Origin of the sequence: Pseudomonas sp. B21-019 (assembly GCF_024749225.1) — a bacterium.
Taxonomy (GTDB): Bacteria; Pseudomonadota; Gammaproteobacteria; order Pseudomonadales; family Pseudomonadaceae; genus Aquipseudomonas.
Window position 1 is genome coordinate 1290379 of sequence record NZ_CP087193.1, and the last position, 26731, is coordinate 1317109.

At 61.0% G+C, this 26731-nt stretch carries 24 protein-coding genes; 12 read left to right on the top strand and 12 right to left on the bottom strand.

All coding sequences use genetic code 11. The features are described from left to right. Nucleotides 1-6 precede the first annotated feature (6 nt). Nucleotides 7-1524 carry an MDR family MFS transporter gene (locus LOY36_RS05650; RefSeq protein WP_258672545.1) on the bottom strand — a complete coding sequence of 506 codons (1518 nt, stop codon included), beginning with the start codon at nucleotides 1522-1524 and terminating at the stop codon, nucleotides 7-9. A gap of 78 nt (nucleotides 1525-1602) precedes the next feature. Continuing rightward, nucleotides 1603-2796: a 4-hydroxybenzoate 3-monooxygenase gene (gene pobA, locus LOY36_RS05655; protein WP_258672546.1), complete on the bottom strand. Its 1194-nt coding sequence runs from the start codon at nucleotides 2794-2796 to the stop codon at nucleotides 1603-1605. Nucleotides 2797-2975: 179 nt separating this feature from the next. Here pobA and LOY36_RS05660 point away from each other — a divergent pair, with 179 nt between their 5' ends. Beyond that, a complete protein-coding gene (locus LOY36_RS05660) occupies nucleotides 2976-3872 on the top strand; it encodes a helix-turn-helix domain-containing protein (protein WP_019651387.1) in 897 nt (298 codons plus the stop codon). A gap of 133 nt (nucleotides 3873-4005) precedes the next feature. Here LOY36_RS05660 and LOY36_RS05665 read toward each other — a convergent pair whose 3' ends face one another. Both LOY36_RS05665 and LOY36_RS05670 read right to left on the bottom strand, forming a co-directional pair. Next, on the bottom strand, nucleotides 4006-4182 hold the full coding sequence (locus LOY36_RS05665) for a hypothetical protein (RefSeq protein WP_181150695.1): 177 nt from the start codon (nucleotides 4180-4182) through the stop codon (nucleotides 4006-4008). 94 nt (nucleotides 4183-4276) lie between these two features. Then, nucleotides 4277-5182, bottom strand: coding sequence for a LysR family transcriptional regulator (locus LOY36_RS05670; protein ID WP_258672547.1), 906 nt, complete (start codon nucleotides 5180-5182; stop codon nucleotides 4277-4279). 114 nt (nucleotides 5183-5296) lie between these two features. Between LOY36_RS05670 and LOY36_RS05675 the strand changes: the two genes are divergently transcribed. Beyond that, nucleotides 5297-6178, top strand: coding sequence for an MBL fold metallo-hydrolase (locus LOY36_RS05675; RefSeq protein WP_258672548.1), 882 nt, complete (start codon nucleotides 5297-5299; stop codon nucleotides 6176-6178). 212 nt (nucleotides 6179-6390) lie between these two features. Next, the gene (locus LOY36_RS05680) at nucleotides 6391-7005 is read left to right on the top strand and encodes an NAD(P)-dependent oxidoreductase (RefSeq protein WP_258672549.1); all 615 of its coding nucleotides are present in this window, start codon (nucleotides 6391-6393) and stop codon (nucleotides 7003-7005) included. 166 nt (nucleotides 7006-7171) lie between these two features. Here LOY36_RS05680 and LOY36_RS05685 read toward each other — a convergent pair whose 3' ends face one another. Beyond that, nucleotides 7172-8053: a LysR substrate-binding domain-containing protein gene (locus LOY36_RS05685; protein ID WP_258672550.1), complete on the bottom strand. Its 882-nt coding sequence runs from the start codon at nucleotides 8051-8053 to the stop codon at nucleotides 7172-7174. A gap of 159 nt (nucleotides 8054-8212) precedes the next feature. Here LOY36_RS05685 and LOY36_RS05690 point away from each other — a divergent pair, with 159 nt between their 5' ends. The 6 genes from LOY36_RS05690 (at nucleotide 8213) to LOY36_RS05715 (ending at nucleotide 15723) form a co-directional block, all read left to right on the top strand. After that, nucleotides 8213-9850 (top strand): 5-guanidino-2-oxopentanoate decarboxylase, encoded by a 1638-nt coding sequence (locus LOY36_RS05690; protein WP_258672551.1) that lies wholly within the window; start codon nucleotides 8213-8215, stop codon nucleotides 9848-9850. A gap of 8 nt (nucleotides 9851-9858) precedes the next feature. Then, nucleotides 9859-11307: an aldehyde dehydrogenase family protein gene (locus LOY36_RS05695; protein ID WP_258672552.1), complete on the top strand. Its 1449-nt coding sequence runs from the start codon at nucleotides 9859-9861 to the stop codon at nucleotides 11305-11307. A gap of 218 nt (nucleotides 11308-11525) precedes the next feature. Then, nucleotides 11526-12629, top strand: a complete 1104-nt coding sequence (locus LOY36_RS05700) for an extracellular solute-binding protein (RefSeq protein ID WP_258672554.1) — start codon at nucleotides 11526-11528, stop codon at nucleotides 12627-12629. Between the two features lie 266 nt (nucleotides 12630-12895). Then, nucleotides 12896-13804: an ABC transporter permease gene (locus LOY36_RS05705; protein WP_258672556.1), complete on the top strand. Its 909-nt coding sequence runs from the start codon at nucleotides 12896-12898 to the stop codon at nucleotides 13802-13804. Then, entirely contained in the window at nucleotides 13801-14649 is an 849-nt protein-coding gene (locus LOY36_RS05710; RefSeq protein ID WP_019581521.1) for an ABC transporter permease, read from the top strand. Before LOY36_RS05705 ends, LOY36_RS05710 begins: the two co-directional genes overlap by 4 nt. A gap of 18 nt (nucleotides 14650-14667) precedes the next feature. Then, nucleotides 14668-15723: an ABC transporter ATP-binding protein gene (locus LOY36_RS05715; protein WP_019651396.1), complete on the top strand. Its 1056-nt coding sequence runs from the start codon at nucleotides 14668-14670 to the stop codon at nucleotides 15721-15723. 62 nt (nucleotides 15724-15785) lie between these two features. Here LOY36_RS05715 and LOY36_RS05720 read toward each other — a convergent pair whose 3' ends face one another. After that, complete coding sequence (locus LOY36_RS05720) at nucleotides 15786-16715, bottom strand: AraC family transcriptional regulator (protein WP_019651397.1); 930 nt, start codon at nucleotides 16713-16715, stop codon at nucleotides 15786-15788. 428 nt (nucleotides 16716-17143) lie between these two features. Here LOY36_RS05720 and LOY36_RS05725 point away from each other — a divergent pair, with 428 nt between their 5' ends. Then, complete coding sequence (locus LOY36_RS05725) at nucleotides 17144-17497, top strand: putative quinol monooxygenase (RefSeq protein ID WP_230174931.1); 354 nt, start codon at nucleotides 17144-17146, stop codon at nucleotides 17495-17497. A 41-nt stretch (nucleotides 17498-17538) separates the two neighbouring features. Further along, nucleotides 17539-17769: a hypothetical protein gene (locus tag LOY36_RS05730; RefSeq protein WP_007938844.1), complete on the top strand. Its 231-nt coding sequence runs from the start codon at nucleotides 17539-17541 to the stop codon at nucleotides 17767-17769. On the opposite strand, the gene LOY36_RS05735 is transcribed toward LOY36_RS05730, so the two are convergent. Together LOY36_RS05735 and LOY36_RS05740 are read right to left on the bottom strand one after the other, a co-directional pair. Then, nucleotides 17770-18399 (bottom strand): flavin reductase family protein, encoded by a 630-nt coding sequence (locus tag LOY36_RS05735; protein ID WP_018926552.1) that lies wholly within the window; start codon nucleotides 18397-18399, stop codon nucleotides 17770-17772. Nucleotides 18400-18748: 349 nt separating this feature from the next. Then, nucleotides 18749-18940 (bottom strand): hypothetical protein, encoded by a 192-nt coding sequence (locus LOY36_RS05740; protein ID WP_258672557.1) that lies wholly within the window; start codon nucleotides 18938-18940, stop codon nucleotides 18749-18751. Between the two features lie 208 nt (nucleotides 18941-19148). On the opposite strand from LOY36_RS05740, the gene LOY36_RS05745 reads away from it, so the two are divergent. After that, on the top strand, nucleotides 19149-19904 hold the full coding sequence (locus LOY36_RS05745; protein WP_258672558.1) for a hypothetical protein: 756 nt from the start codon (nucleotides 19149-19151) through the stop codon (nucleotides 19902-19904). 66 nt (nucleotides 19905-19970) lie between these two features. Here LOY36_RS05745 and LOY36_RS05750 read toward each other — a convergent pair whose 3' ends face one another. From LOY36_RS05750 to LOY36_RS05765, 4 genes are all read right to left on the bottom strand, one after another. Then, complete coding sequence (locus LOY36_RS05750) at nucleotides 19971-21290, bottom strand: MFS transporter (RefSeq protein WP_018926549.1); 1320 nt, start codon at nucleotides 21288-21290, stop codon at nucleotides 19971-19973. Nucleotides 21291-21546: 256 nt separating this feature from the next. Beyond that, nucleotides 21547-22878 (bottom strand): sigma-54 dependent transcriptional regulator, encoded by a 1332-nt coding sequence (locus tag LOY36_RS05755; protein WP_019651400.1) that lies wholly within the window; start codon nucleotides 22876-22878, stop codon nucleotides 21547-21549. Next, nucleotides 22878-24638 (bottom strand): ATP-binding protein, encoded by a 1761-nt coding sequence (locus LOY36_RS05760; RefSeq protein ID WP_019651401.1) that lies wholly within the window; start codon nucleotides 24636-24638, stop codon nucleotides 22878-22880. Before LOY36_RS05760 ends, LOY36_RS05755 begins: the two co-directional genes overlap by 1 nt. A 216-nt stretch (nucleotides 24639-24854) precedes the next feature. After that, a complete protein-coding gene (locus LOY36_RS05765) occupies nucleotides 24855-26378 on the bottom strand; it encodes a fumarate hydratase (protein WP_007938826.1) in 1524 nt (507 codons plus the stop codon). Nucleotides 26379-26731: the final 353 nt, after the last annotated feature.

The window sequence follows — 26731 nt, forward strand, 5'->3', positions numbered from 1 at the left end:
GTCTTTCTACCGAACCTTGTCCTCCCGCCCGCGCAACACCCTGTTCGGCATGGCAATCGCCGCCGCGAGCCCCAGCAGCGACACCGTCGCGCTGACTATCAGCAAATGCCTGAAGGTCAGCAGCAACTCGGCGCGCAAGGCGTTTTGCGCATCCCCCGGCGCGGCGTTCAAACCATCGAGCAAGACATTCCCCGAACGGCCCTCGGCGATCAGCGACGAGCCGGCCAGGTGCGCGAAGCTGGAGTCCTGCAACAACGCCAGCAACAGCGCCGACATCAACGCCACGCCCACGGCACCGCCCAGCGCGCGGAACAGATTGGTGGTGCTGGTGGCAACGCCAATGTCCCGTTGCTCCACCGAGTTTTGCGTGCCCACCAACGACGTCGGGAACTGCATGCCGCTGGCGATGCCGCTGAGCAACATGAACAGGCTACTGAGCAGAAACGCCTGCGGCGCACTGAATGCCATCCCCAGAATCGAGAATGGCATGAGCAGGGCACCGGTCAAAATCATCGGTTTGTAACGACCGGTCACCGAGGTCCGGCGCCCGGCGAAATAGGCGCCTATCGGCAAGCCCATGGCCAGCGGCAACAGGTGCAGTGCCGCACTGTCGGCCCCGGCGCCGGTGACGCTCTGGAAGCGCAGCGGCATCAGCACGATCAGGGAAATCGCTTGGAAACTGGTGAAGAAAATCGTACACCAGCAAAGGATCGCATTGCGGTTGGCGAACAAATGCATCGGCAGCAACGGTTCCCTCGCCCGCCGTTCATGCCAGACGAACACCGCCAGCGCCACCACCGCACAACCGAGCAAACCCGCCACTTCGGGACTGCGCCACGAATGCCCCTGGCCAACCTGAGTGATGCCCAGCAACAACGCTGTCAGGCCAATGATCATCAGCAACGTACCAAGGTAGTCGATGATCGGCTTGCGCTGCGGTACCGGCAGCCCTACCAGCGTGCGATAAGCCACCCACCAGGCTCCCAGGCCCAACGGCAGGTTGATCAGGAATACCCAGCGCCAGGACAGGTATTCGGTCATGTAGCCACCGAGTACCGGGCCGGCCACGCTGGCCACCGCGTACATGCTGCTGAAGTAGCCCTGATAACGACCGCGTTCGCGCGGTGGAACGATGTCGCCGATGATCGCCTGGCTCACCGAAATCATTCCGCCGGCGCCGATGCCTTGAAAGATCCGCGCCAGTACCAATTGCTCCATGCTTTGCGCCATGCCACAGAACAATGAAGCCAGGGTGAACAAGCCCATGCCGAACAGCATCAACCGGCGGCGGCCATACAGATCGCCGAGCTTGCCGTAGATCGGCACCGCCACGGTCATCGCCACCATGTAGCCGGAAATGACCCAGGCCAGCAGGCTGACGTCCTTGAACTGCGCGGAAATCGCCGGCATCGACACAGCGACGATGGTCTGGTCCAGCGCACCCAGAAAGATCGCCAGCATCAGGGCGATCAGCACGCTGCGAATGGCCGGTTTGGGCGTTTCAGGCCGGTTGAGATTGGTCACGGTAAAACCTGCGGGCAGTGATGGACCCGCAAGAGGCAAGGCGAGCGGGAGTGCTCGCCAGTGTAAGTCGATAGGAGCCTATTCGATAGCCTCGTATGGAAGGCCGACGTAGTTTTCCGCGATGGTTTTTCGGCCCGCCTCGGAGTCAACGAAATAGGCCAGTTCCGATTCGCTGATGCGCTGACTGAACGCGTCGTGCTCGTCGAAGCGATGCAACATCGAGGTCATCCACCAGGAAAACCGTTCGGCTTTCCACACCCGCCGCAGGCAGATTTCGGAATACTTCTCCAGCAAATCAACACGGCCTTCGCGGTAAACCTTCAGCAGAATATTGAACAATGTACTGACATCACTGGCCGCCAGGTTCAAGCCTTTGGCCCCGGTGGGCGGGACGATGTGCGCGGCGTCGCCGACCAGGAACATCCGCCCGTACTGCATCGGCTCGACCACGAAACTGCGCAGCGGCGCAATGCTTTTCTCGATCGACGGGCCGGTCACCAGCACATCGGCGAGGGCGGCCGGCAGACGGGATTTGAGTTCGTCCCAGAAGCGTTGGTCGGACCAGTCATCGACCTGATCCTGGGCCGGTACCTGAAGGTAATAACGGGTGCGCGTCGGCGAACGCATGCTGCACAACGCAAAGCCCCGTTCATGCCGCGCGTAGACCAACTCCTCGTGAACCGGCGGGGTGTCGGCGAGAATCCCCAGCCAGCCGAACGGATACACCCGCTCGAACACCTTCAGGCAGTCGGCAGGGATCGACTGCCGCGCCACGCCATGGAAACCGTCGCAACCGGCGATGTAGTCACAATCGAGTCGATACGTTTCGCCGTCCTTGTCGAAGGTGACAAAGGGTTCAGCGGTTTTCATGCCGTGGGGGACGACGTTGCCGGCTGCATAAATGGTCTGCGCGCCAGCGTCCCGACGAGCGGCCATCAGGTCGCGAGTGACCTCGGTCTGGCCATACACCATCACGGTATTGCCGCCAGTGAGCGCCTGCAGATCGATGTGCACCCGGCGCCCGTCAAGGGCCAGTTCGAAGCCTGTGTGGACCAGCCCTTCGGCGTCCATGCGCTGGCCCACCCCGGCCTGACGCAACAGCTCTACCATGCCTTGTTCGAGCACACCGGCACGGATGCGCCCCAGCACATAATCCGGGGTCTGACGTTCGAGAATCAGGGTGTCGATGCCGGCGTTATGCAGCAATTGGCCGAGTAGTAAACCAGAGGGGCCGGCGCCGATGATGGCGACTTGGGTTTTTAATGTTTTCATTGTTTTTATGACTCGCAAGCTCCGCGCGACCAAGGCCGGTGGATGATTTTTATGGATCGAGTGCTTGCATTTTTCACTTGCGGGTCTGTCAATTGAAGGTGAAAACTGAGCCGATACCTGTACATTCTGCCAATCGGTGCGATTATCGCCCCGTTACCTTCGAGGCCTGGATTGAAGTGATGAACAAGCCCGCCCTGCCATCGATTCCGGTGTTCAAACTCTACGGTGAAAGCCTGGATTGGCCGACCCCCGATTTGCTTCACTGCGAAACCATTTCAAAACGCAGCCGCGAACATCAATGGGAAATAAAACCCCATCGCCACGCTGATTTGTGTCAGTTGCTCTTCGTCTTCAAAGGTCAGGCAGAGCTTGAGATCGAAGGGAAACGCTCACAATTGGCTGAGCCGGCAATCATCATTCTGCCGCCGTTATCGGTGCATGGTTATCGGTTTTCCGAGGACGTCGAAGGGTTCGTCGTCACCCTGGCCGCGCCGCTGGTCGCCCATCTTCAGGCGCAGTTGGGCAATTCGGTAAATGCCCTGGCCCAAGCCGAAAGCTACCCGGCGGGCAAGGACAGCGAGTACCTCAACAGCCTGTTTTCAGCGCTGCAAAGCGAATACACCGGCCATCAACCGGCGCGGGAAATGCTCATGCATTCGCTGGTCAGCGTGATCATGGTGTGGGTCAGCCGTCAGGTGATCCAGCGCCGTGCTGCCAATCAGCGTCCGCAGCGTGCCCGGGAATACCTCAACGGTTTTATCCAGCTGGTGGAGGAGACCTATCGCCAGCACGTCAAGGTCGAGGATCTGGCCCATCGGCTGGGGATTTCCGTGTCCCACCTCAACGGCACGTGCCGTGAACTGGCGGGGCAACCGGCGTTGCAGATCATGCACGAGCGTCAGTTGCTGGAGGCCAAGCGCTTGCTGACCTACACCAGCATGACCATTTATGAAATGTCCGATGTGCTGGGGTTTTCCGATCCGACCAACTTCACACGCTTGTTCCGACGTCGGGTGGGGATCTCGCCAAAGGCCTTCCGCGACCGTTTGAAGGCCGATCAGGACAACGAGGCCTGAACCCTGTGGCGAGGGGGCTTGCCCCCGTTGGGTCGCGAAGCGGCCCCAACATTTCAATGAGAACACCGCATTCACCGAATTACGACTGCTGCGCAGCCGAACGGGGGCAAGCCCCCTCGCCACAGGGTGTTCGTCAGCGGAGGGCGTTGAGGCTTGCGCTGTGGGGGATGCAGCGCTCGAAGTTGCAGCTCGCGAAGTCACGGGGCACTTTTCGCAACTGTTCGACACGCCAGGCGGCCGTGCCATACAGCGCCAGCGTCGCCGCGCAAGTGATGAAAATAGCGAGGTATCTTCTTGTTTTGATGTTCATGGCGTTGACCTCTGAACGAATACCCTTGGGTACTGTTTTGAGCATAGGTCAGCGCCGGTGAGTTGCCATCAAAACCGCCCCACATTCGCTCCGGTTAAAGGCCCACATCCCACGCCGGTTCTTCGGGGAATCTGAGCACCAGAAAATCCAGCATGCTGCGCAACGCCACCGGCATGTGCTTGCGTGAGGCATACACCGCATAGATGTTCATCTGCCGGGGCTCGGCCTGGGGCAGCAGGCGGATCAGTTCGCCGCTGTGGATATGCACGCCGGCCTGGTAACTGGGCAGCATCGCCACGCCGGCCCCGGCCATCGCCGCGCGCAACAGCGTGCTGGCTTCGTTGGCGCTGATGTTGCCCTGCACCGGCACCGAGACCGGTTCGCCATCCTGCTCGAAATGCCAGAGGCTTTTGCCAAAGTAAGAGTGAGTCAGGCAATTGTGCAGGCTCAGGTCTTCGACCCGTTGCGGCGCCGGGTGCTCGCGCAGGTAAGCGGGGGAGGCGCAGATCACCGAGCGGCAGACCGTCAGCCGCCGGGCGATCAGGTTCGGGTCCAGGTCGTTGCTGGTGCGGATGGCCAGGTCGATGCGCTCATCCACCAGGTTCACCGTGCGGTCGAGCATTTGCAGATCGATACTTACACCGGGGTAACGTTTGACGTAGGCGGCCATGGCATCGGCCAGTTGCGCCTGGCCGAACGAGGTGCTGACGCTGATTCGCAGCAGGCCGCGCGGTGCGTCGTCCGGCTCGCTGACGGCGGCTTGCATGTCGCTGGATAAATCGAGCATCTGCCGGCACCGGGGCAGGATTTCACTGCCGGCAGCGGTCAGGCTCAATTTGCGCGTGGTGCGGTGCATCAGACGTGCGCCGACCCAATCTTCCAGCTCCGCCAGATACCGTGAAACCACCGGCCGCGACAGGTCAAGGTGATCGGCGGCGGCCGATTGGCTGCCCAGATCCACCACCGTAACGAACACTCGCATTGCTTGTAGACGATCCATGATTTGCCCGCTTTCAGAAACAAACTATGTTCAAGCATCGCATTTTTTGTATCGAACCAGGCAACTAAGCTCTGTCCTATCGCCAAGCACGGCATTCGGACAACGGAGCAACAGATGATCGGCTTCACTTCAATCAAACGCATTCTTCTGGCAACCGCCACACTGGGCTTCGCGGCCCACGCCGCTGCGGCGTCGACCCTGACCCTGGACGTCTACAACCCTGGCACCAACGCGATTTTCCCGGTGACCTCGGTACTGGTCAGCGGCGAGAAAGAAGCGATTCTGGTGGACGCGCAATTCGGCAAATCCCAGGCCGAACAGGTGGTGGAAAAAATCCGCGCCAGCGGCAAACAACTGACCACCATCTACATCAGCCACGGTGACCCGGATTACTACTTCGGCCTCGACACCATCACCCAAGCGTTCCCGAAGGCCAAAGTATTGGCCTCGCGACCGACCGTTGATCACATCAAGAAAACTGTCGACGGCAAACTGGCGTTCTGGGGTCCGAAAATGGGCGCCGATGTGCCGAACAAAACCATCGTGCCGCACGTGCTCAAGGGCGATAGCCTGATGCTGGAAGGGCAGAAACTGCAGGTGCTCGGCCTGGATGGCAAGCAGCCGGATCGCAGCTTTGTGTGGATTCCGTCGATCAAGGCAGTGGTCGGTGGCGTGGTTGTCGCCGAAAACATTCATGTGTGGATGGCTGACACCCAAACTGCGCAGTCCCATGCCGATTGGCTGACGACGTTGCACACGATCGAAGCCTTGAAGCCGAACACCATCGTGCCGGGTCACTACCTGGGCGAGAGCGCTCGCTCTCTGGCGGCTGTGCAGTTCACCGCCGATTACATCAAGGCTTTCGACGAAGAAACCGCCAAGGCGAAAGATTCAGCCGAACTGATCGGCGCGATGAAAAAACGCTACCCGACCCTGGGCGAAGAAAGCTCGCTCGAGCTGAGCGCCAAAGTCGCCAAGGGCGAGATGAAGTGGTAATCCGCTGAGTACAACTTTTGTGGCGAGGGGGGGCTTTTTGTGGCGAGGGGGCTTGCCCCCGTTGGAGTGCGAAGCACTCCCCTACATTCTTTCAGCCGCACCGTATGCACAGGTTTTACGACTGCTTCGCAGCCGAACGGGGGCAAGCCCCCTCGCCACAAAAAAACTGAGTCACACCTGTACAGATTCACCCAAGCCAACTGGAGAACGTCATGAGCAAAATCGCAATCATCGGTGCCACCGGTCGTGCCGGTAGCCAACTGTTGGAAGAAGCCCTGCGTCGCGGTCACAGCGTCACCGCCATCGCCCGCGATACCTCGAAAATCGGCCAGCGTGCAGGAGTCGTCAGCAAAAACGTCGACGTGCTCGATGCTGCCGCTTTGCAAGCCGCCGTCGCTGGCCATGATGCTGTAATCAGTGCTGCACATTTCTCCACCATCCCCGCCAGCGCCGTCATCGAGCCGGTGAAGCAGGCCGGGGTCAAGCGTCTGCTGGTGGTGGGCGGTGCCGGTTCGTTGTTGTTGCCGGGCGGCAGCCGGGTGATCGACAGCGAAGGTTTTCCGCCGGAGTACAAGGCCGAGGCCAGCGCCGGTGCCGAGTTCTTGAATACCTTGCGTCAGGAAAAGGACCTGGACTGGACCTTCCTGTCGCCGTCGGCGGAGTTTGTCGAAGGTGAGCGTACGGGCACGTTTCGAGTCGGCAAGGATGACTTGCTGGTGAGTGCGCAGGGTCGCAGCTGGATTACCTTTGCCGATTACGCGATCGCGTTGCTGGATGAAGTGGAAACACCAAAGCATTCCCGCCAGCGGTTTACGGTCGGGTATTAACTTCGCAACACCACATCCCTTGTAGCAGCTGGCGCAGCCTGCGTTCGGCTGCGCAGCAGTCGCAAAACCATACACTGCGGTGTGTCAGAATAACCGTGGATACAGGGTTTACGACTGCTGCGCAGCCGAACGCAGGCTGCGCCAGCTGCTACAGGGCGATTGCGGTTCAGCGTGCCTGCGCCTGCTCCACCAACCACCCCATCAATTCGCGCAACTTCGGCGAAGGCGCAGGTTTCTCGGGGAACACCAGGTAATACGCCAACCCGGTTTTCACCTTCAAATCAAAGGGCATGACCAGCCGCCCGGCGCTCAGGTCATCGCCGATCAACGACCAATCGCCAATCGCCACGCCCGTCCCCTGGGACGCCATCGACATCGCCAGGTCCAGGGTTTCGAAGTGCTGGCCCTTGCCGACATTGCTCAGATGAATATCCGCCGCTTTCAACCAGGCTTTCCAGTCCCGCTCATCCCGGGTTGGATGCAGCAACAAGTGCTGTTGCAGGTCTGCCGGTGTCTGCAAGGCCTGTGGCCCTTCAAGCATCGGTCGGGAACACACAGGCGTCAGTTGCTCATCGAACAAATGATGGGAGGCCAGTGAGCTCTCCGGCGGCGCGCCATACATCACCGCCGCATCGAATTGCTCGCGATGAAAATCCACGCCGTGTTTCACCGTGGTGGTCAATTCCACCGGCACATCCGGGCGTTCCTTTTGCCACTGCAACAGGCGCGGCAACAGCCAGCGCATCACACAGGTCGGCGCCTTGAGTTGCAAGGTTTCGCGCTTCTCGCCGATCTGCTCCACCGCCTCGTCGATCAGGCCGAAAATCTGCTGCACCCGTGGCAACCACTCACGTCCTTCGGCGGTCAGGCTCAAGCCCCGCGCCTGGCGAATGAACAGTTCATAACCCAGATGATCTTCCAGCCCGGCGATCTGCCGGCTCACCGCGCCTTGGGTGATGTGCAGCTGTTCGGCGGCCCGGGTGAAGTTGCAGCACTGCGCGGTGATCAGAAAAGTGTGCAGCGCCGGCAGGGGAGGCAGTCGTTTCATTGGGATCCAAGGTATGACGTGAGGACATGGCTAGTATGACTTTTTATCCATTGTTGCGGCTATGTGTCGCCCGTTCCAATGAGGCCATTCCCGGGCCTGCCAATCCATCATAAACACTGCGCAGGCCCGGCGTCTCAAACGAACAAAAAGGGCAAACACATGGCGACGTGCGGCGAAGTATTGGTCAAGTTACTCGAAGATTACGGGGTCGAGCAGGTGTTCGGCATTCCCGGGGTGCATACCGTGGAGCTGTATCGCGGACTGGCCCGTTCGAGCATCAACCACGTCACTCCACGTCACGAACAGGGCGCCGGTTTCATGGCCGACGGTTATGCCCGCACCAGCGGCAAACCGGGTGTGTGCTTCATCATCACCGGCCCCGGCATGACCAACATCACCACCGCCATGGGCCAGGCTTACGCCGACTCGATCCCGATGCTGGTGATCTCCAGCGTGCAATCGCGCAGCCAATTGGGCGGCGGGCGCGGCAAGCTGCATGAGCTGCCGAACCAGAGCGCACTGGTCGGCGGCGTGGCGGCGTTCTCCCATACCTTGATGTCGGCGGCGGAACTGCCAGGCGTATTGGCGCGGGCCTTCGCGCTGTTCCAAGCCGGTCGCCCGCGTCCGGTGCACATCGAAATCCCGTTGGACGTGCTGGTCGAAGAGGCCGATGACTTGCTCGCCAGCGAGCCGGTGAACATCGATCGTGCCGGTGCCTCGCCCAGCGTGATCAGCCGCATGACCGACCTGCTGGCCGGTGCCAAACGCCCATTGATTCTCGCGGGTGGCGGCGCCATCGATGCGGCGGCCGAGCTGACTGAACTGGCCGAGCTGCTGGATGCGCCAGTGGCCTTGACCATCAATGCCAAAGGCATGCTCGAATCCAGCCATCCGCTGCTGATCGGTTCGACCCAAAGCCTGGTGGCCACCCGTGCGCTGGTGGCCGAGGCCGACGTGGTGCTGGCCATCGGCACCGAACTGGCCGAAACCGATTACGACATCACCTTCGCCGGCGGCTTCGAAATCCCGGGCGTGCTGCTGCGCGTGGACATCGACCCAGACCAGACCGTGCGTAATTACCCGCCGAAGGTGGCGTTGGTGGCCGACTCGCGCAATGCCGCCCAGGCCCTGCTGAGTGCGCTGTCCCACAAGTCGCTGGCCGAGCGCCGCAACGACTGGGGCCAGGTGCGCGCCGCTCGCTTGCGAGAAGAGCTCGCCGCGACCTGGGACGCCCCGACCTTGGCCCAGACCCGCTTCCTGGAAACCGTGCTGTACGAATTACCGAACGCGGTGTTCGTCGGCGATTCGACCCAACCGGTGTACACCGGCAACCTGACCTTCAACCCGGAGCGTCCGCGTCGCTGGTTCAACTCGTCCACCGGTTACGGCACCCTCGGTTACGCCTTGCCGGCGGCGATTGGCGCCTGGCTCGGTGGCAGCGTCGAAGGCGGCACGCGCCCTCCGGTGGTGTGCCTGATCGGCGACGGCGGCCTGCAATTCACCCTGCCGGAATTGGCCAGCGCGGTGGAAGCGCGTACGCCGGTGATCGTGTTGCTGTGGAATAACCAGGGCTACGAAGAGATCAAGAAATACATGGTCAACCGCGCCATCGAGCCGGTGGGCGTGGACATCTACACCCCCGATTTCATCGGTGTGGCCAAGGCCCTGGGCTGCGCGGCTGAAGCGGTCAGCAGTGTTGACGGATTGCGTGATGCGTTGCGCCTGGCCACCGATCGTCAGGGCCCGACCCTGATTGAAATCGACCAGACCCAGTGGATGAAGGCGGTGTCGCAATGAGTGCTCCCATGACCTTTCCGACGACCCTCGACGGCCTGTTCATCGATGGCCAATGGTCCGCTGGCAACGAACATCTGCGTGTGATCAACCCGGCGACCGAAGCCCTGCTGACCACCGTTAACGGCGGCGATGCACAGGCTGTCGATCAGGCCGTCACCGCTGCAGCCAACGCTTTCAAGCAATGGTCGAAAACCACCGGTGCCGAGCGCGGGGCGATCCTGCGCAGAATCGCCGCGGGCGTGCAGGCCGGGCGCGAACAGTTGATGAAGTTGCAGTCGAGCAACAACGGCAAACCGCTGTTCGAAGCGGCCATCGACGTCGACGACGTGATCGCCACCTTCGAGTATTACGCCGGGCTGGCCGAAGGGCTCGATGCCAGGCAAGACAGCAAAGTGGAACTGCCGAGCGACGATTTCAGCGCCCGTTTGCGCCGCGAACCGTGCGGTGTGGTGGGGCTGATCGTGCCGTGGAATTTCCCGATGGTCACCACCGCCTGGAAACTCGCCCCGGCCCTGGCCGCCGGTTGCTGCGTGGTGCTCAAACCGTCTGAAGTGACGCCGCTGCCGGAGCTGGAACTGGCGACGATCATTGCCGAAGCCGGTGTGCCAAACGGTGTGTTCAACTTGGTCTGCGGCACCGGCCTTGCCGTTGGCGCACCGCTGTCGGCTGACCCGCGCATCGCCAAGATTTCCTTCACCGGCAGCAACGCGGTGGGCGTGCAGGTGATGCAGCGGGCAGCGGAAACCGTGAAAGGCGTGAGCCTGGAGCTGGGCGGTAAATCCTCGCTGCTGGTGCTCGCCGATGCCGACATCGAACTGGCTGTGGAAGTGGCCTGTGGCGGCGGTTTCTTCAACGCCGGGCAGATGTGTTCCGCGACCAGTCGCGTGCTCGTCGCCGATGAGTTGGCGGATGAATTTGTTGCGCGATTGAAGGCCCGTGCCGAAGCCATCCGCGTGGCCGACCCGTTCGACCCGAACGTGGAGATGGGCGCACTGGTCAATCAGGCGCAATACCAGCGAGTGCTGGGCCACATCGATCGCGGTTTGAGCGCTGGCGCGAAGCTGATCTGCGGCGGCAATCGTCCGGCAGACCTGTCGCGCGGCTACTTTTTGCAGCCGACCGTTTTCATCGACGCGCCCCTCGACAGTGCGTTGTGGTGCGAAGAGATTTTCGGCCCGGTGATCTGCGTGCGCAGTTTCAGCTCTGAAGCCGAGGCGATTGCCTTGGCCAACGACAGCCTGTTCGGTCTGGTCGCCAGTGTGGTCACGCGCGACAGCGAGGCCGCCGATCGGGTCGCCAACGCTTTGCAGGCGGGGCTTGTGTGGATCAACGCACCGCAAGTGATCTTCCCGCAGACCGCCTGGGGTGGCTACAAACAGAGCAGCATCGGCCGCGAATTGGGGCCGTGGGGTTTGCAGGCGTTTCAGGAAATCAAACACGTGATTCGGGCCGTCTGACAGCACGAAAACAGTGAGCGCATGCCTCTTGATGAGGCATGCGCCAGCGTCATGGCTTCAATGAGTTTTTATCGATAGTCAGGTGTTTTGCACGACCTCAGGATGAACCCGCCGGTCAAGCTCAAGTCCTTTGAAACCGGGGACTTCAAGCCGAACTGGCCGCGCGGATGCAACGGTTGCGACCAACCTCATACTTAAAAAAACAAAGGGAGTCCTTCATGGGCGAGCACGATCTGAACAGACGTCAATTCATCAAAACCGTGGGCGTGGCCTCGGTTGCCGCGGCAGCCATGAGCATGCCGTTCATCAAGGCCAACGCCAGCGACACGCGCTTTGCAGGAAAGACCCTGCGCCTGCTGACCTGGTCCGATGACACTGGCCTGGCAGCACTGCGCAACATCGCGGCCACCTTCGAAGACAAGTACGGCTGCAAGGTCATTGCTGACCGCACCGGCAGCACCTCGGAAATGGTCGCCAAACTCAAGGCCGGCGGTGATCGTCCGCAGTACGACATCATCACCCTGGCCGGCGTCGGCGCCGAGGGTCTGGCCGCCGCCAACCTGCTGGAAAAACCCGACCTCAACCGCATCCCCAACCTGGTGGATGTACCGGAGAAATACCGCACCGGCGCCAACGGCCACGGTATCGGTTACCTGCTGTGGTGCAACAGCCTGGTCTACAGCACCCGTACCCAGAAAGAAGCTCCGGACAGCTACGCCGCGATGTGGGACGCCGACCTGGCGCCGAACATTTTCCTGCCGCCGCCGAACTGGACCGAGGCCATGGACCTGATCATCATCGCCGCCAAACTGGCCGGTGGTGACGAACACAACATCGAGCCAGGCTTCAAGAAACTCGCCGAGCTCAAGAGCCGCGTGGTGACCCTGGGTGAAAACCCGAACCAGATCGCCGAGCTGTTCCGCACCGGGTCCCTGGACATGGGCGGCTTGTACGCACCGGCGTTTTTCCCCAAACAGATCCGCGACCCGGCCTACGGTCTGGGCGCCACGTTCGGCATGAAGGAAGGTTTCTACACCGACCTGATGCTCTCGGTGATGCCGAAAAACCGTCCGGGCGATACCGACCTGGCCTACGCCTTCATCAACCACTCTCTGGACCCGCTGGTGCAGGGCAAGATGGCCGAAGACATCTACAACGGCCCGGTCAACGCCAAGGCGATCATCTCCGCCGAAGCCCGCAAGAGCCCGTACATCCTTACGCCGGAGCAGATTGCCGAGAAGGCGATCATGCACGACAACGCCTTCCTGGCCACCGTGCATGACCAATGGATTCGTCGTTACACGGAAATCTTTTCTTCCTGATCGAGTGGCGAACACAAGCCCTGAGAGCACCGCAAATCAAATGTGGGAGCGGGCTTTTGTGGCGAGGGGGCTTGCCCCCGTTGGGGCGCGAAGCGGCCCTGAATCCTGTCATCGCGGTGCATCAGGTGTACCGCATGAGATGGTTTACGACTGCTTCGCAGTCGAACGGGGGCAAGCCCCCTCGCCACAAAGCCCGCTCCCACAGGATTCACGGCGGTCTTGAGGGCTGTGTTTGCCAGCTGCTTTCCATTGACGAGACCCTTGCTATGGAACACCAACCTCTGACCCATCCGGTAAGCGTCGCACCCACGCGCGCTAATCGGGGTGTCTCACCGACAGTGCGTGCGTGGTTTTTCCTCTCGCCGTCGATGCTGTTTCTCGGCGTGCTGATTGCCGCCAGCCTCCTGGTGCTGCGCATGAGCGTGGGCACCAAAGGTGCGGAGTGGTCCGGCTTCAGCCTGGCCAGTTACGCGCAATTGCTGGAACCGTACTACCTCAAATCCTTGCTGCTGACCTTGCGCCTGGCGCTGATCAGTGCGGTGATCGCGGTGCTGCTGGCGATCCCGGTGGCCTACACCATGTCGCGGCTGACCTCACCGTTTGTGCGGCGGATTTTCCTTGCGGCGGTGCTGCTGCCGTTGCTGGTCAACCTGTTACTGCAAAGCTACGGCTGGCTGGTGATTCTCGGCCCGGGCGGGATGCTCAATCAGGCGCTGATGGGCCTGGGCCTGATCAAGCGGCCGATCATGCTGCTGTACAACCAGAACGGCGTATTGATGGGCCTGGTGCAAACCGCGTTCCCGTTGGCCGTGCTGCCGATTGCCAGCGCCATGCGCGGTGTCGCCCGCACTTACGAAGAAGCCGCTGCCACCCTGGGCGCCAGTCGCCTGCAGGTGTTTCGCCAAGTGGTGTTGCCGATGAGCTTTCCGGGGATCATCACCGGCGCGACGCTGGTGTTCGCCTACAACGCCAGCAGCTTCGTGGTGCCTTTGCTGCTCGGCGGTCGGCGCGTGCCGATGCTGGCGGTGATGGTCCATGACCAGATCGCCCCGCTGATGAACTGGCCCGCCGCGTCCGCCGCCGGCGTGGTGTTGATCATCACCACCCTGGCAATCATGACCTTGTCCGAATACATCACTGGCCGTCGTCGGCGCATGCTGGAGGCTTCCCAATGAGCACCTTGATCAAGAAGCGTCAGTCGTTGTTGCCGGGCGATACCGGCAAGTTCGCCGGCATCCTCTCGGGCTTCATTTTGCTGCTGGCGGTACTGCCGATCCTGACCATGATCGTCATGTCGTTCAGCGGCGCGTCGAACCTCGACTTTCCGCCCAGCAGCTACAGCCTGCAATGGTACAAGGCCGCCTGGCACACCTTCGTCTCGCCGGACGCCAGCGACGTGCTGAGCCTGGGCAAGGCCATGAGCACCAGTTTGCTGGTGGCCTGCCTGACCATGATCTTCGCCACGATCATCGCGGTGCCGGCGGCTTACGCGCTGACCCGTTGCGAGTTCCGTGGCAAGGCCGTGGCGCTGCAATTGATGTCGCTGCCGCTGGTGTTTCCGATGGTGGTGTTGGGCCTGGCCTTGCTGTTGGTGTTCGACAGCCTGCCGTTCCAGATCACCACTTCGCGGCTGGTGATTGCCCACGTGATTCTGGCGCTGCCATTCGTGGTGAAAAACTGCACCGCGGCGATGCTCTCCATCGGCAGCGAAGTCGAAGAGGCCGCGCAAATGCTCGGTGCTTCACCGCTGCGGGCGATTGTCGATGTGGTGGTGCCCTTGATGAAGTCGGGGATTCTGGCGGGCATGCTGCTGGCGTTCATCGTCTCGTTCAACGAATTCACCGTGACCTATTTCCTCTACACCATCGACGTCATGACCGTGCCGATCTGGATGTACAGCCGCACCGTGTCATCGCTCGACCCTACCGTTTTCTCGTTTGCCGTGCTGATCGTGCTGATCGACTTCGTGCTCATTTGGGCGCTGGAAAAGTTGGTTGGCGAAGGCGGCGTTTCGTTCTGATTTCTTGAGGTGATTCAAATGACTGGTCTGATTCTGGAAAACGTCGAGAAACATTACGGCTCGGCCTGCGCGGTAAAGGATGTAAACCTGCATTTGCCCGAGGGCAAACTGGTGTGTTTCCTCGGCCCGTCGGGCTGCGGCAAAACCACTTTGTTGCGGATGATCGCCGGGCTCGAAACCCTGACCGGCGGCGAGATTCGCCTGGACGGTGAAGACATCGGCCATACGCCTGCGCATCAGCGTAATTTCGGCATGGTGTTTCAATCGCTGGCGCTGTTTCCGCACATGACGGTGGGGGAGAACATTGCCTATCCGCTGAAACTGCGTGGGGTCAGCAAGGCTGACCAGCAGGCGCGGGTGGTGGAGTTGCTTGAGCTGATTCAACTGCAGGAAATGATCGATCGCCCGGTGGCAAAACTCTCCGGCGGTCAGCGTCAGCGAGTGGCGATTGCCCGGGCGATTGCCAACCACCCGAAAATTCTCCTGCTCGACGAACCGCTGTCGGCGCTGGACGCCAAGCTGCGCGAGTCGATGCAGGTGGAAATCCGTCAGCTGCAACAGCGTTTGAACATCACCACCATCATGGTCACCCACGATCAGCGTGAAGCCATGACCATGGCCGACATCGTGGTGGTGCTGGGTGAGCATCGGGTGCAGCAGGTGGGCACGCCGATTGAAATCTATCGGCATCCGGCCAATGAGTTCGTCGCGGACTTTATCGGTTCGGGCAATATTTTCCCGGCCACGGCGTTGGGCAACGGCAAGGTCAGCCTGCCGGGTGGCGATGCGCTGCAAGTGCCGATCTGCAGCAGCATTGTGGTGGGGGAGAAGGTGAAAATGCTGATTCGTCCCGAAGACCTGCAACTGTCGCAACCGCAGGCCACGGCGGGGAATCGCTTGCTCGGCAAGGTGACGTTTGTGCGAGATATTGGCGCTACGATTGAAACCACCGTCGAATGTTCCGGGGTGTCGTTTACCGCGTTGAGCACGCCGTGCCAGGACGTTGGGTTGAGCATTGGCAATCCGGTGTCGGTGACCTTGCCGGCTGAGGCGTGCCGAGTACTGAGCGCCTAAACAACGCCATCACCCCGTAGGAGCAGCCTTCGGCAGCTCCTACGGGGTGTGTGTGAATTTGATTACACGGTCAACCGCAACCGCGCCAAATCCCGCAGCGGCGGTGCCCCGAACAATCGGCTGTACTCGCGGCTGAACTGCGAAGGGCTTTCATACCCCACCCGATACCCCGCCGCCGACGCTTCCAGCCCTTCGGCCAGCATCAACCGTCGTGCTTCTTGCAGGCGCAGCTGTTTCTGATACTGCAGCGGACTCATTGCCGTCATCGCCTTGAAGCGGTGATGCAGTGTCGACACACTCAGGTTCACTTCCCGCGCCAGATCATCGATGCGCAGCGGTTGCTCATAATTGCCGTTGAGCCATTTGATCGCCTGGCTGATGCGATGGCTCTGACTGTTGGCGATGGCAATCTCATACAGCCGATGCCCCTGCTGGCTGCGCAACAGCCGATACAGAATCTCCCGGCGAATCAGCGGCGCCAGCATGGCGATGTCTTTCGGTGTGTCCAGTAAACGCACCAGGCGCAGCACGGCGTCGAGCATGGCCGCGTCGATCCGCTCGACATACAGGCCGCGACCGGTGGGCCGTGTGGGCACGCCGATGGGGCCGGCGTCAGCAATCAGCGCGGTGATTTCCGCCGGGTCGATGTCCAGCCGAACGGCGAGAATCGGTTCTTCGGGCGAGGCATTCACCACCCGTCCGCTCAAGGGCATCGAGACTGACACCACCAGGTAATTCAGAGGGTCGTAATTGAAGTGCTCGTCCGCCAGCCGAACTTCCTTGCGCCCCTGGGCCATGATGCACAGGGCCGGTTGGGCCAGCCCCGGGGCGAAATCATGGGATTTGCTGTGACGCGACATGAACAGCGAACCGACGGCGGTGGCGTAGGAGCCATCGTCCAGCGTGTTGCGGCGGATCAGGTCGGCCAGTTCCGCGCGCTGTTTCTCCATGTCGGCGGGAAGCGGAGCCTGAAAGTGATCGAGCGACGACATGCAGGGAATCCTCCGTGAAGTGTTGGTCATGGGCCGAGCTTAAATTTGTGCAAGGGACAGCGGTAGACACATCCTGCCAAAAGCTTGCCTGATTCTGCACGGGCTTCGTGTGCCGCCCCGTCATGACGTGACGCAGATGGACAACGGCTGACGCAAACCTCCCCCTGTAGGAGCTGCCGAAGGCTGCGATCTCTAGATCTTAAAAACAGAAGTCAAAAGATCGCAGCCTTCGGCAGCTCCTACACAAAACTCGTGTGACAGTGGCGTGACGGGTTTTACCGATTGTTACAGGCGTTTGCTGCAGTCGCGCAGGATTGTGCAATAAGCCGGCAGAAATCGACTAACGGTGACGGTGATGCGCCGCCTAATCTTGGATCCTGTCGCAGCCCGTCCCACGGCTGCCACTCGACTCCCTGGGAGGGTTGAACATGTCTACGCAGATCCCCGTCAGTCATATGGCCTTCGTTCGCGCCCGCGCCGGGCGTTCGGCAGAACTCGGTGCGCGCCTGAGCGCCCTGATCGAACCGTCGCGCAACGCGCCGGGTTGCCTGAGCTTCGCCCTGCAGCACTCGCAATGTGATCCCGAGCTGTGGCTGGTGTCCGGTTTCTGGGCCAGCCAACAGGCGATGACTGCTTACTTCGGTAGCCCGGCGATGCAGATTTTTGCCGAGCTGGTGCAGGATATGGTGGTCAACAGCCTGGATTTCCATACCTTCAAGGATGTCTCGGCGACCCAGGCCCTCGGCCAGTCCCAGGCAGCGGTACACAAACTGGCCGGTTGAGGGTTTAATGGCGCAACTCTCCATTAGCCAGGATCCGCGACATGGCACGTAAAGCCTTTGAACACTTCGAAGCCGTTTCAGCAGTAGTACCGGGCGAGGGCGGTTACCACGCCGCGATTGCCGTCAAAGCCCTCGGTGGTTCCGGTGCCCCGGTTTTTCACAAAGTGCTGGAAGGCCAGACTTTCAAGACCGCTCATGAAGCCGACGAGGCCGCGGCCAAAGAGCTGACCCGCCTCAAAGACGTCAAAGAAGACGCCGACCTGCTCTGGTAATCACTTGACCGCCCCCGGGCGGAACATCTTGAACAGTGCCTCTGGCCCCAGCTGAAAATAATCCGCTGGCCCGCCGCCGCGCAGAATCGGTTCTGCCGCGGCGGTGTCGTACACCCCATCCTTCAACAGCCATTTGGCGATATGCACGGCGACCACTTCGCCGAGAATCAGCCAGCTCGGCACCACTTCCTTGTTGGCGCGCTGCAACTGAATGATCTGCGTGACCTTGCACTCGAAGGACACCGGGCTTTCGGCGACCCGTGGCACCTGAATGATTTTCGACGCGGCGGTGGTCAGTCCGGACAGTTCGAACTCGTTGACCTCCGGCCCGACCATGGCACAGCTCTGGTTCATCTGCTCGGCCAGCGGACGCGTCGCCAGGTTCCAGGCGAACTCGCCGGTCTGCTCGATGTTGTTCAGGCTGTCTTTGCGCCCGACACTGGAGAACCCGATGATCGGCGGAATGTAGTTGAAGGCATTGAAGAAGCTGTAGGGCGCTAGATTCAGGCGACCGTTGGCGTCCTGGGAGGAAATCCAGCCGATGGGACGCGGGCCGACGATGGCGTTGAACGGGTCATGGGGCAGGCCGTGGCCGTTGGCGGGTTCGTAGAAATGGATATCGTCGGGCATGGAGTGAATTCCTGGGGCGTTCGGGATGGCAAATAGTGCAGGCCGTATCGGGTAAATTCCAGCTCGGGATGTTGTTACTGCAAATAGATCCCAGAAATGACTAAGCCCGGCAAAAGCCGCAATACCGTTCACTTAAGAGCGTCTTGAGTCAGAGAAACCTGTGGCGAGGGAGCTTGCTCCCGCTTGAGTGCGTAGCACTCACAAAAATCGGCAATGGTTGTCAGATTTTTGGGGCCGCTACGCAGCCCAGCGCGAGCAAGCTCGCTCGCCACAAAGGTAGGCATGACTGGGAGTGCGTTCAAGTGAACAGCATTGCGGCCAAAGCCGGGCTGTGTGGTGCGTTCAGCGATCAGTTGGTGCGGGCAGCGTCGGTGCGATCGACGCTGTCGGTAGCGACTTTGGCCGCGTCGGTGCGGCTCTCGTCAGCGGTGTTGCTTTGCGCAGTGAAGACGGCGGAACCGGTGCGGTCGTAACCATCGGCGGCGAAGGTATTGGCCGCCAGCACGGAGAGGGTCAGGGCGAGCATCAGTTTGGTTTTCATGGGTAACTCCAGTTTGCACATTGCAATGAATTGATCGACGGGGGGCAGGATGCGTGCTGGGCATTAACCAGCGATTAATCGCGCTCTTTTGCTTGAGTGACAGAATTTTCATCCTGCACTTACCTATTTTTCACTGCTCCACCGCCAGTCTGCGCACCGGTCAATAACCCGAAGAAACGACCGTCACGAACACTGGAGTTCTCCTTGAATGAATAAGCTTCCTCAGATCACCCTTGCGTTCTGGGTGATGAAAATCTGCGCGACGACCCTGGGGGAAACCGCGGGGGATTTGTTGTCGATGACCCTTAATGTTGGTTACGCCATCAGCTCGCTGATCCTGATCAGCGTCTTTGTGCTGACGCTGGTCACGCAGTTGATGTCCAAAACCTACAAGCCGGTGCTGTACTGGATCGTGATTCTGTCGACCAGCACCGCTGGCACCACCATGTCCGACTTCATGGACCGCACCCTTGAATTGGGCTACGCCACCGGTTCGATGATCCTGATTGCGATTCTGCTGGGGATTTTCGCGGCCTGGCGCTTGAGCGGCGATTCGCTGAACGTCACCAAGGTCCAGACCTTCCGTGGCGAGATGTTCTATTGGATGGCGATTCTGTTTTCCAACACCTTGGGCACCGCACTCGGCGATTACCTGGCCGACGACTCGGGCCTGGGTTTTACCGGTGGCGCACTGTTGATCGGTTCGACCATTGCGCTGGTGGTGCTGTTGAAATACTTCACGAAGATTTCGTCGGTGCTGCTGTTCTGGGTGGCGTTCGTGCTGACGCGGCCATTCGGCGCAACCTTGGGTGACTTCCTGACCAAACCCCATGCAAAGGGCGGCCTGGATTTCGGCACCATCGGTTCGTCGCTGGTGTTGGCGGGGATTCTGGTGGTGATGATTGCGGGGGCGTCTTACGTGCAGGGCAAGTACGCGAAGCAGACGGCGGCCGAGTTGACTTGAGACTGAGTCGTCCTCTTCACGGGCTTGCCTGCGAAGAGGACGGTACAGCCTCTATCAATATAACTGTCAGTCGGTCTCGATCCGCGAATGCTTGCGGGTGTCTTTCATGGTTACGTACACCAGCAACGACACCGCGATGCACGCCGTGACATACCAGTAGTAACCGGTTTCCATGCCGATGCTCTTGAACCACAGGGCGATGTATTCAGCGGTGCCGCCGAAGATCGACACGGTCAGTGCGTACGGCAGGCCAACGCCCAGGGCGCGGATTTCGGTGGGGAACAGTTCGGCTTTGACCACCGCGTTGATCGAGGTGTAGCCGCTGACGATGATCAGCGCCGCCATGATCAGGAAGAACGCGCCCCACCAGCTCTGGATGGTGTGCAGGGTGGTCAGGATCGGTACGGTGAACAGCGTCCCGAGAATACCGAAGGCAATCAGGATCGGCCGCCGACCGACTTTATCCGACAGCCCGCCAATGATCGGTTGCAAGCACATGAACAGGAACAGCGTGGCCGCAGAAATCGTGGTGGAGTCGGAAATGCTCATGCCGACGGTGTTCACCAGGTATTTCTGCATGTACGTGGTGTAGGTGTAGAACGCCAGCGTGCCGCCCATGGTCAGGCCGACCACGGTCATCAGTTCCTTGGGATGGCGCAGCAAGGTGCGCATCGCGCTTTCTCGGGCTTTCTCTTTCTTGGTGAACGACTCGGTTTCTTCCATGCCACGACGCAGGTACAACGCGACCACGGCACACAGCGCGCCGATGGCGAACGGAATGCGCCAGCCCCAGGCGTACAGCTCTTCGGTGGTAAGGAAATTTTGCAGCACGATCAGCACACCCAGGGCGATGAGCTGGCCGGAGATCAGCGTCACGTACTGGAAACTCGAGTAGAAGCCGCGACGTTCCTTGGTCGCCATCTCGCTGAGGTACGTCGCCGAGGTGCCGTACTCACCACCCACCGACAAACCTTGTAGCAGGCGGGCGAACACCAGCAGGATCGGCGCGCCGATACCGATGGTTTCATAGCCTGGGCTCAGGGCGATCAGCAGCGAGCCGAAGCACATCAGGTAGACCGACGCCATGAGCGCGGCTTTACGGCCGGCCTTGTCGGCGTAGAGGCCCATCAGCCAACCGCCGATCGGGCGCATCAAAAAGCCCACGGCGAAGATTGCGGCGGTGTTGAGCAGTTGGGCGGTGGTGTCGCCTTTGGGGAAGAAGACTTTGGCGAAGTACAGGGAAAAGGCGGCGTAGACGTACCAGTCGTACCACTCGACCATATTGCCGACAGAGCCGCTGAAGATCGATTTGATCCGGCTGGCGGTGCTTCTTTCTTTAGCCGGCACGGCAGCCGACCCAAGGGGCAGGGCGTTGGAGTTATCCATTGAAGGATCCTTCGTTTAATTGTTTTTGTGGAGCGCGTGTAAACGCAGCCTGCAGGGGCTATAGCAGGAGCTGTGCCAAGGGGAGGAGGGCCGGTTTAGAGGGGATGGCGGGTTTTGTTGAGCGGAAATCCGCTTATCTATTGGAGGGTGGTGAGCGGGAAACCGCCGAAAAGATCGCAGCCTTCGGCAGCTCCTACATGGGATTGGCGTACACCCGTAGGAGCTGGCGAAGCCTGCGATCTTTTGATCTTAATGGTCATTCGCCGAGAAACATCTCCCGGCTCAACCCATGCCGCTGCATCTTTTCATTGAAGGTACGGCGCGGCAGTTGCAGTTCTTCAAGCACCGCTTTCACATCGCCTTTGTGCCGGGTCAGTGCCGCGCGCAAGCAATGCGCTTCGAAGGCTTCCTGCTGCGCCGCCAGTGACTGGCCGGGATCGATCCCCACCGGCTCCGGTTCGCCGAGACCCAGCACTTGGCGTTCGGCGACGTTCGCCAGTTCGCGCACATTGCCCGGCCAGTCGTGGCTCAGCAGATGGCTCAATTGCGGCCCGCTCAACGGTGGAAAGGTACGGCCAAGACGTTCGGCGGCACTCTGCGCGAAGAACTCGAACAACAGCGGAATGTCTTCACGCCGATCGCGCAATGGCGGCAGACGCAGCTCGGCGACGTTCAAGCGATACGCCAGGTCCTCGCGAAAACGCCCGGCCCGGGCTTCATCCAGCAAGTCGGGTTTGGTCGCGGCGATGATCCGCAAATCCACGCGGATGCTCTGATTGGAGCCCAAGCGCTCAAGCTTTTGTTCTTGCAACACCCGCAGCAGTTTCACTTGCTGCGCCAGCGGCATGCTTTCGATTTCATCGAGAAACAGCGTGCCGCCGTCGGCGTATTCGAGCTTGCCGATGCGCTTGCCCTGGGCGCCGGTGAACGCGCCGCTCTCATGGCCGAACATTTCGGCCTCGAACAACTGCTCGGGAATCGCTGCGCAGTTCAAGGCGACGAAGGGTTTGTCGGCGCGGGGACCGAAGTCATGCAGGCAGCGGGCAACCAGTTCCTTGCCGCTGCCGGTTTCGCCACGGATCAACACATTGACTGGCAGCGTCGCCAGATCCAGCACTTGCCGGCGCAGCGTCTGCAAACCACGGGACACTCCCAGCAGGGTGGCATCGAGTTTGGCGCGATTGTCGGCCTGTTCGTGCAGGGCACGGTTTTCCAGCACCAGCCGGCGCTTGTCCAGCGCCCGACGCAGGCTGCTCAGCAGGGTTTCCGGGCTGAAGGGTTTTTCGAGGAAATCGTAGGCGCCATCGCGCATCGCTTCGACGGCCATTGGCACATCACCGTGACCGGTCAGCAGGATCACCGGCAAATCGGCGTCGCGGCGCTGCACTTCGGCCAGCAGCTCCAGCCCGCTCATGCCAGGCATGCGCACATCGCTGAGGATCACCCCGGGGAAGTGTTTCGGCAGTTGCGCCAGGCACTCATCGGCGCGGCTGAACAGCTGCACCTCGAACCCCGACAGGCTCAGCCACTGTTCGACGGCGCTGCGGATGCTGCTTTCGTCATCGACCACCATCACCGAATTGAGCATCAGGCAGCTACCTCCAGATCAATGGGCAACGTCAGGGTGAACACCGCGCCTTTTTCGCCATTATCGGCGCTCAGGCGTCCGCCCGCTTCGTGGACGATGGCAAAGGACACGGCCAGCCCCAGGCCCAGGCCATCACCCACTGGTTTAGTGGTGAAAAACGGATCGAACACCTGGCTCAAATGTTCTTCGGCAATGCCACCGCCATTGTCGATGACACTCAGGCGCCACAGCTGTTCATCGGCTTCGAGGCGAATCTCCAGACGCTTGCAGGTTTTGCCCTGCATGGCGTCCAGGGCGTTGCGCAGCAGGTTGATCAGCACCTGCTCCAGACGAATCGCATCGCCACGCACCCACGCCGGGCGGGTCAGATGCAGCACCAGGCTGACCTGCTCATCGCGCAGGCGCGCGTCGAGCAATTGCAGGGCCTGATCCACTACCGCCGCCAGATCCAGCCGCTCGCGCAAACCGCTGGGGCTTTTGCGCGCGAAGGTTTTCAGGTGGCCGGTGAGGGCGGCCATGCGCGTGAGCATGTCGTCCACCGGTTTGAGCGCCTTGTAGGCGTCGTCGACCCGGCCGTGATCGAGTAGCAACCTCAGCGTAGCAAGTTGCATGCGCTGGGCGGTCAGCGGCTGATTGATTTCATGGGCCAGCGCTGCGGACATCTGCCCCAGCGCCGCGAGTTTGGCCGATTGCACCAGTCCGTCCTGAGCGGTGCGCAGGTCACGGGTGCGTTCTTCTACCAGTTGTTCGAGTTCTTCACGGCTGCGCTGACGCAATTTCGCCAGCCGCCAACGTTGATTAAGGAACAACAACAGAAATACCAGCGTCAACCAGGCGCCGGCAGCGGCGAGCCCGGCGTTGCGGCGGTCTTCGAAGGCGATTTGCGGGCGACGCAACAGGTGCAGCGTCCAGCCTTCGGCGGCCAGCGGCAGCGATTCCCAGAGGTAATCCGCCGTTCCGTCGGGGCCGTCGACTCGGGTCAGCGCACTGTTGTCGTCGAAGCGTCGCACCGCTTGATACTCAAGCGGGGTTAGCGGTTGTTTGTCGTATTGCCGGGTGGCTTTGAGCTCGGCGCGGTCGCTGTCGCTCAGCGGTTTCAATTGGCGATAGCGCCAGCCCGGCTGGTTGGCGATGAAGATGATCCCGCGCGCATCGCTGACCAGCAACGTGTCGCTGCCCTGACGCCATTCGCGCTCCAGCTCCGGGAATTCCAGTTTCACCACCATGGCGCCGAGGAACTCGCCGCTGTCGCGGGTCACCGCACTGGAGAGAAAGTAACCGGGAATGCCACTGGTCACCCCCACCGCATAAAAGCGCCCGGCGCCCTGGGTGCGGGTCTGGCTGAAGTAGGGGCGAAAACCGTAGTTGTGGCCGACGTAACTGCTGGGCAAACGCCAATTGCTGGCGGCCACGGCCAGGCCGGTGCGGTCGAGCAGCTCCAGGGTCGAGGACTGCGCGGCACCGTTGATTTTTTCCAGTTTGCGGTTCAGTGCGTCCTGTTGCTCAGGCGTTACCGGGCCATCGAGCGCGGCGCGCAACTCCGGGTCCAGCGCCAGCACGGCGGGCAGGGCACGGTAGCGGTCGATCAGGGTATGCAGGGAATTGGCGTACAGCGCCAGTTGCTGGTTGGCGCGGGTGGCGTCTTCTTCCAGCGCCTGGCGTTCGGCGTGGCGGATGGCCAGGGAGGCGGCGAGGACGGCACCGGCGACGATCAGCAGGGAGTACAACGACAGACGCAGGGTACGGGAGGTCGGCAGCATGCTGGCGCAAACAGAGAGTAGGTCGGGCGGGCACCATACCATGCAGGTGGTCGGCTCGGCGTCCTGTTCGCGCACTCACCGATCGTTCGGGCGACTGACAGTCTTGAGAGTTGCCAAAGTACCAGGTTTTTCTATCGCGAACGGTTTGGACACTGGATAAAAAAACGGCCGGGTCATCCATAACGATGAGCCGGCCGTATGGGCAGACTGAAGCGCTTACTGCACTTCTACCGCCAGGCTTTCGCTGATCTTCTGCTGCCAGATCGCAGGGCCGGTGATGTGTACCGACTCACCCTTGCTGTCCACCGCAACGGTGACCGGCATGTCTTTCACGTCGAACTCGTAGATCGCTTCCATCCCTAGTTCGGCGAACGCCACCACGCGGGATTTCTTGATCGCTTGCGCCACCAAGTAAGCCGCGCCGCCGACTGCCATCAGGTAAACGGCTTTGTGGTCCTTGATCGCTTCGATCGCGGTCGGGCCGCGCTCGGATTTGCCGATCATGCCCAACAGGCCGGTTTGCTCGAGGATCTGACGGGTGAACTTGTCCATCCGCGTGGCGGTAGTCGGGCCAGCCGGGCCAACCACTTCTTCGCGCACCGGATCAACCGGGCCGACGTAGTAGATGAAGCGACCTTTCAGGTCCACCGGCAGGGTTTCACCCTTGTTCAGCATCTCGACCATGCGCTTGTGCGCAGCGTCGCGACCGGTGAGCATCTTGCCGTTGAGCAGGACGGTTTCGCCCGGCTTCCAGCTCTGCACTTCTTCCGGCGTCAGGGTGTCGAGGTTGACGCGGCGGGCCGACGGGCCGGCTTCCCAGACGATTTCCGGGTAGGCGTCCAACGGTGGCGCTTCCAGCGAGGCCGGGCCGGAACCGTCGAGCACGAAGTGCGCGTGACGGGTGGCGGCGCAGTTCGGGATCATGCACACCGGCAACGAAGCGGCGTGGGTCGGGTAATCCATGATCTTCACGTCGAGCACGGTGGTCAGACCGCCCAGGCCCTGGGCACCGATGCCCAGTTGGTTGACCTTCTCGAACAGCTCCAGGCGCATCTCTTCGATACGGTTCTGCGGGCCACGTGCCTTGAGCTCGTGAATGTCGATGGATTCCATCAACACTTCCTTGGCCATCACGGCAGCTTTCTCGGCGGTGCCGCCGATGCCGATGCCGAGCATGCCCGGTGGGCACCAGCCGGCGCCCATGGTCGGAACGGTTTTCAAAACCCAGTCGACGATCGAGTCGGACGGGTTGAGCATGGCCATTTTCGACTTGTTCTCGGAGCCGCCGCCCTTGGCCGCCACGTCCACTTCCACGGTGTTACCCGGAACGATGGAGTAGTGGATAACGGCTGGGGTGTTGTCCTTGGTGTTTTTACGAGCACCCGCCGGGTCGGCGAGGATCGAGGCACGCAGGACGTTTTCCGGCAGGTTGTAAGCCCGGCGCACGCCTTCGTTGATCATGTCGTCCAGGCCCATGGTGGCGCCATCCCAACGTACGTCCATGCCCACGCGCACGAACACGGTCACGATGCCGGTGTCCTGGCAGATCGGGCGGTGGCCGGTGGCGCACATGCGCGAGTTGATCAGGATTTGCGCGATGGAATCGCGGGCTGCCGGCGATTCTTCACGCAGGTAGGCCTCGTGCATCGCCTGGATGAAATCCACGGGGTGGTAGTAGGAAATGAATTGCAGGGCGTCGGCAACGCTCTGAATCAGGTCGTCTTGCTTGATCACGGTCATCGAGTCGCGCTCCTCTAAAAGACGGGAACATTCAATAAGGTGCCTGCGGCTTGGGTGCATCGGTCGGTCGCAGACACCTTTCAAGGCACGCCGGGCATGCTGGCGCGACGCTAAAAAGGCGCGGCAGTATACCGCGCATCAAAGGCGGGTACATCCGTTGACAGTCAAACGTTGGTCGCATACCGCCCACACATGGATAGAAGGGCTTCTGTGGCGAGGGAGCTTGTCGGATCGCCGCACCGTCCCGTTCAGCGGCGAAGCAGTCGTAAACCCTGCAATCGCGATCTATCGAAAGAATGCAGGGGGCCGCTGCGCAGCCCAGCGGGAGCAAGCTCCCTCGCCACAGGTTATCC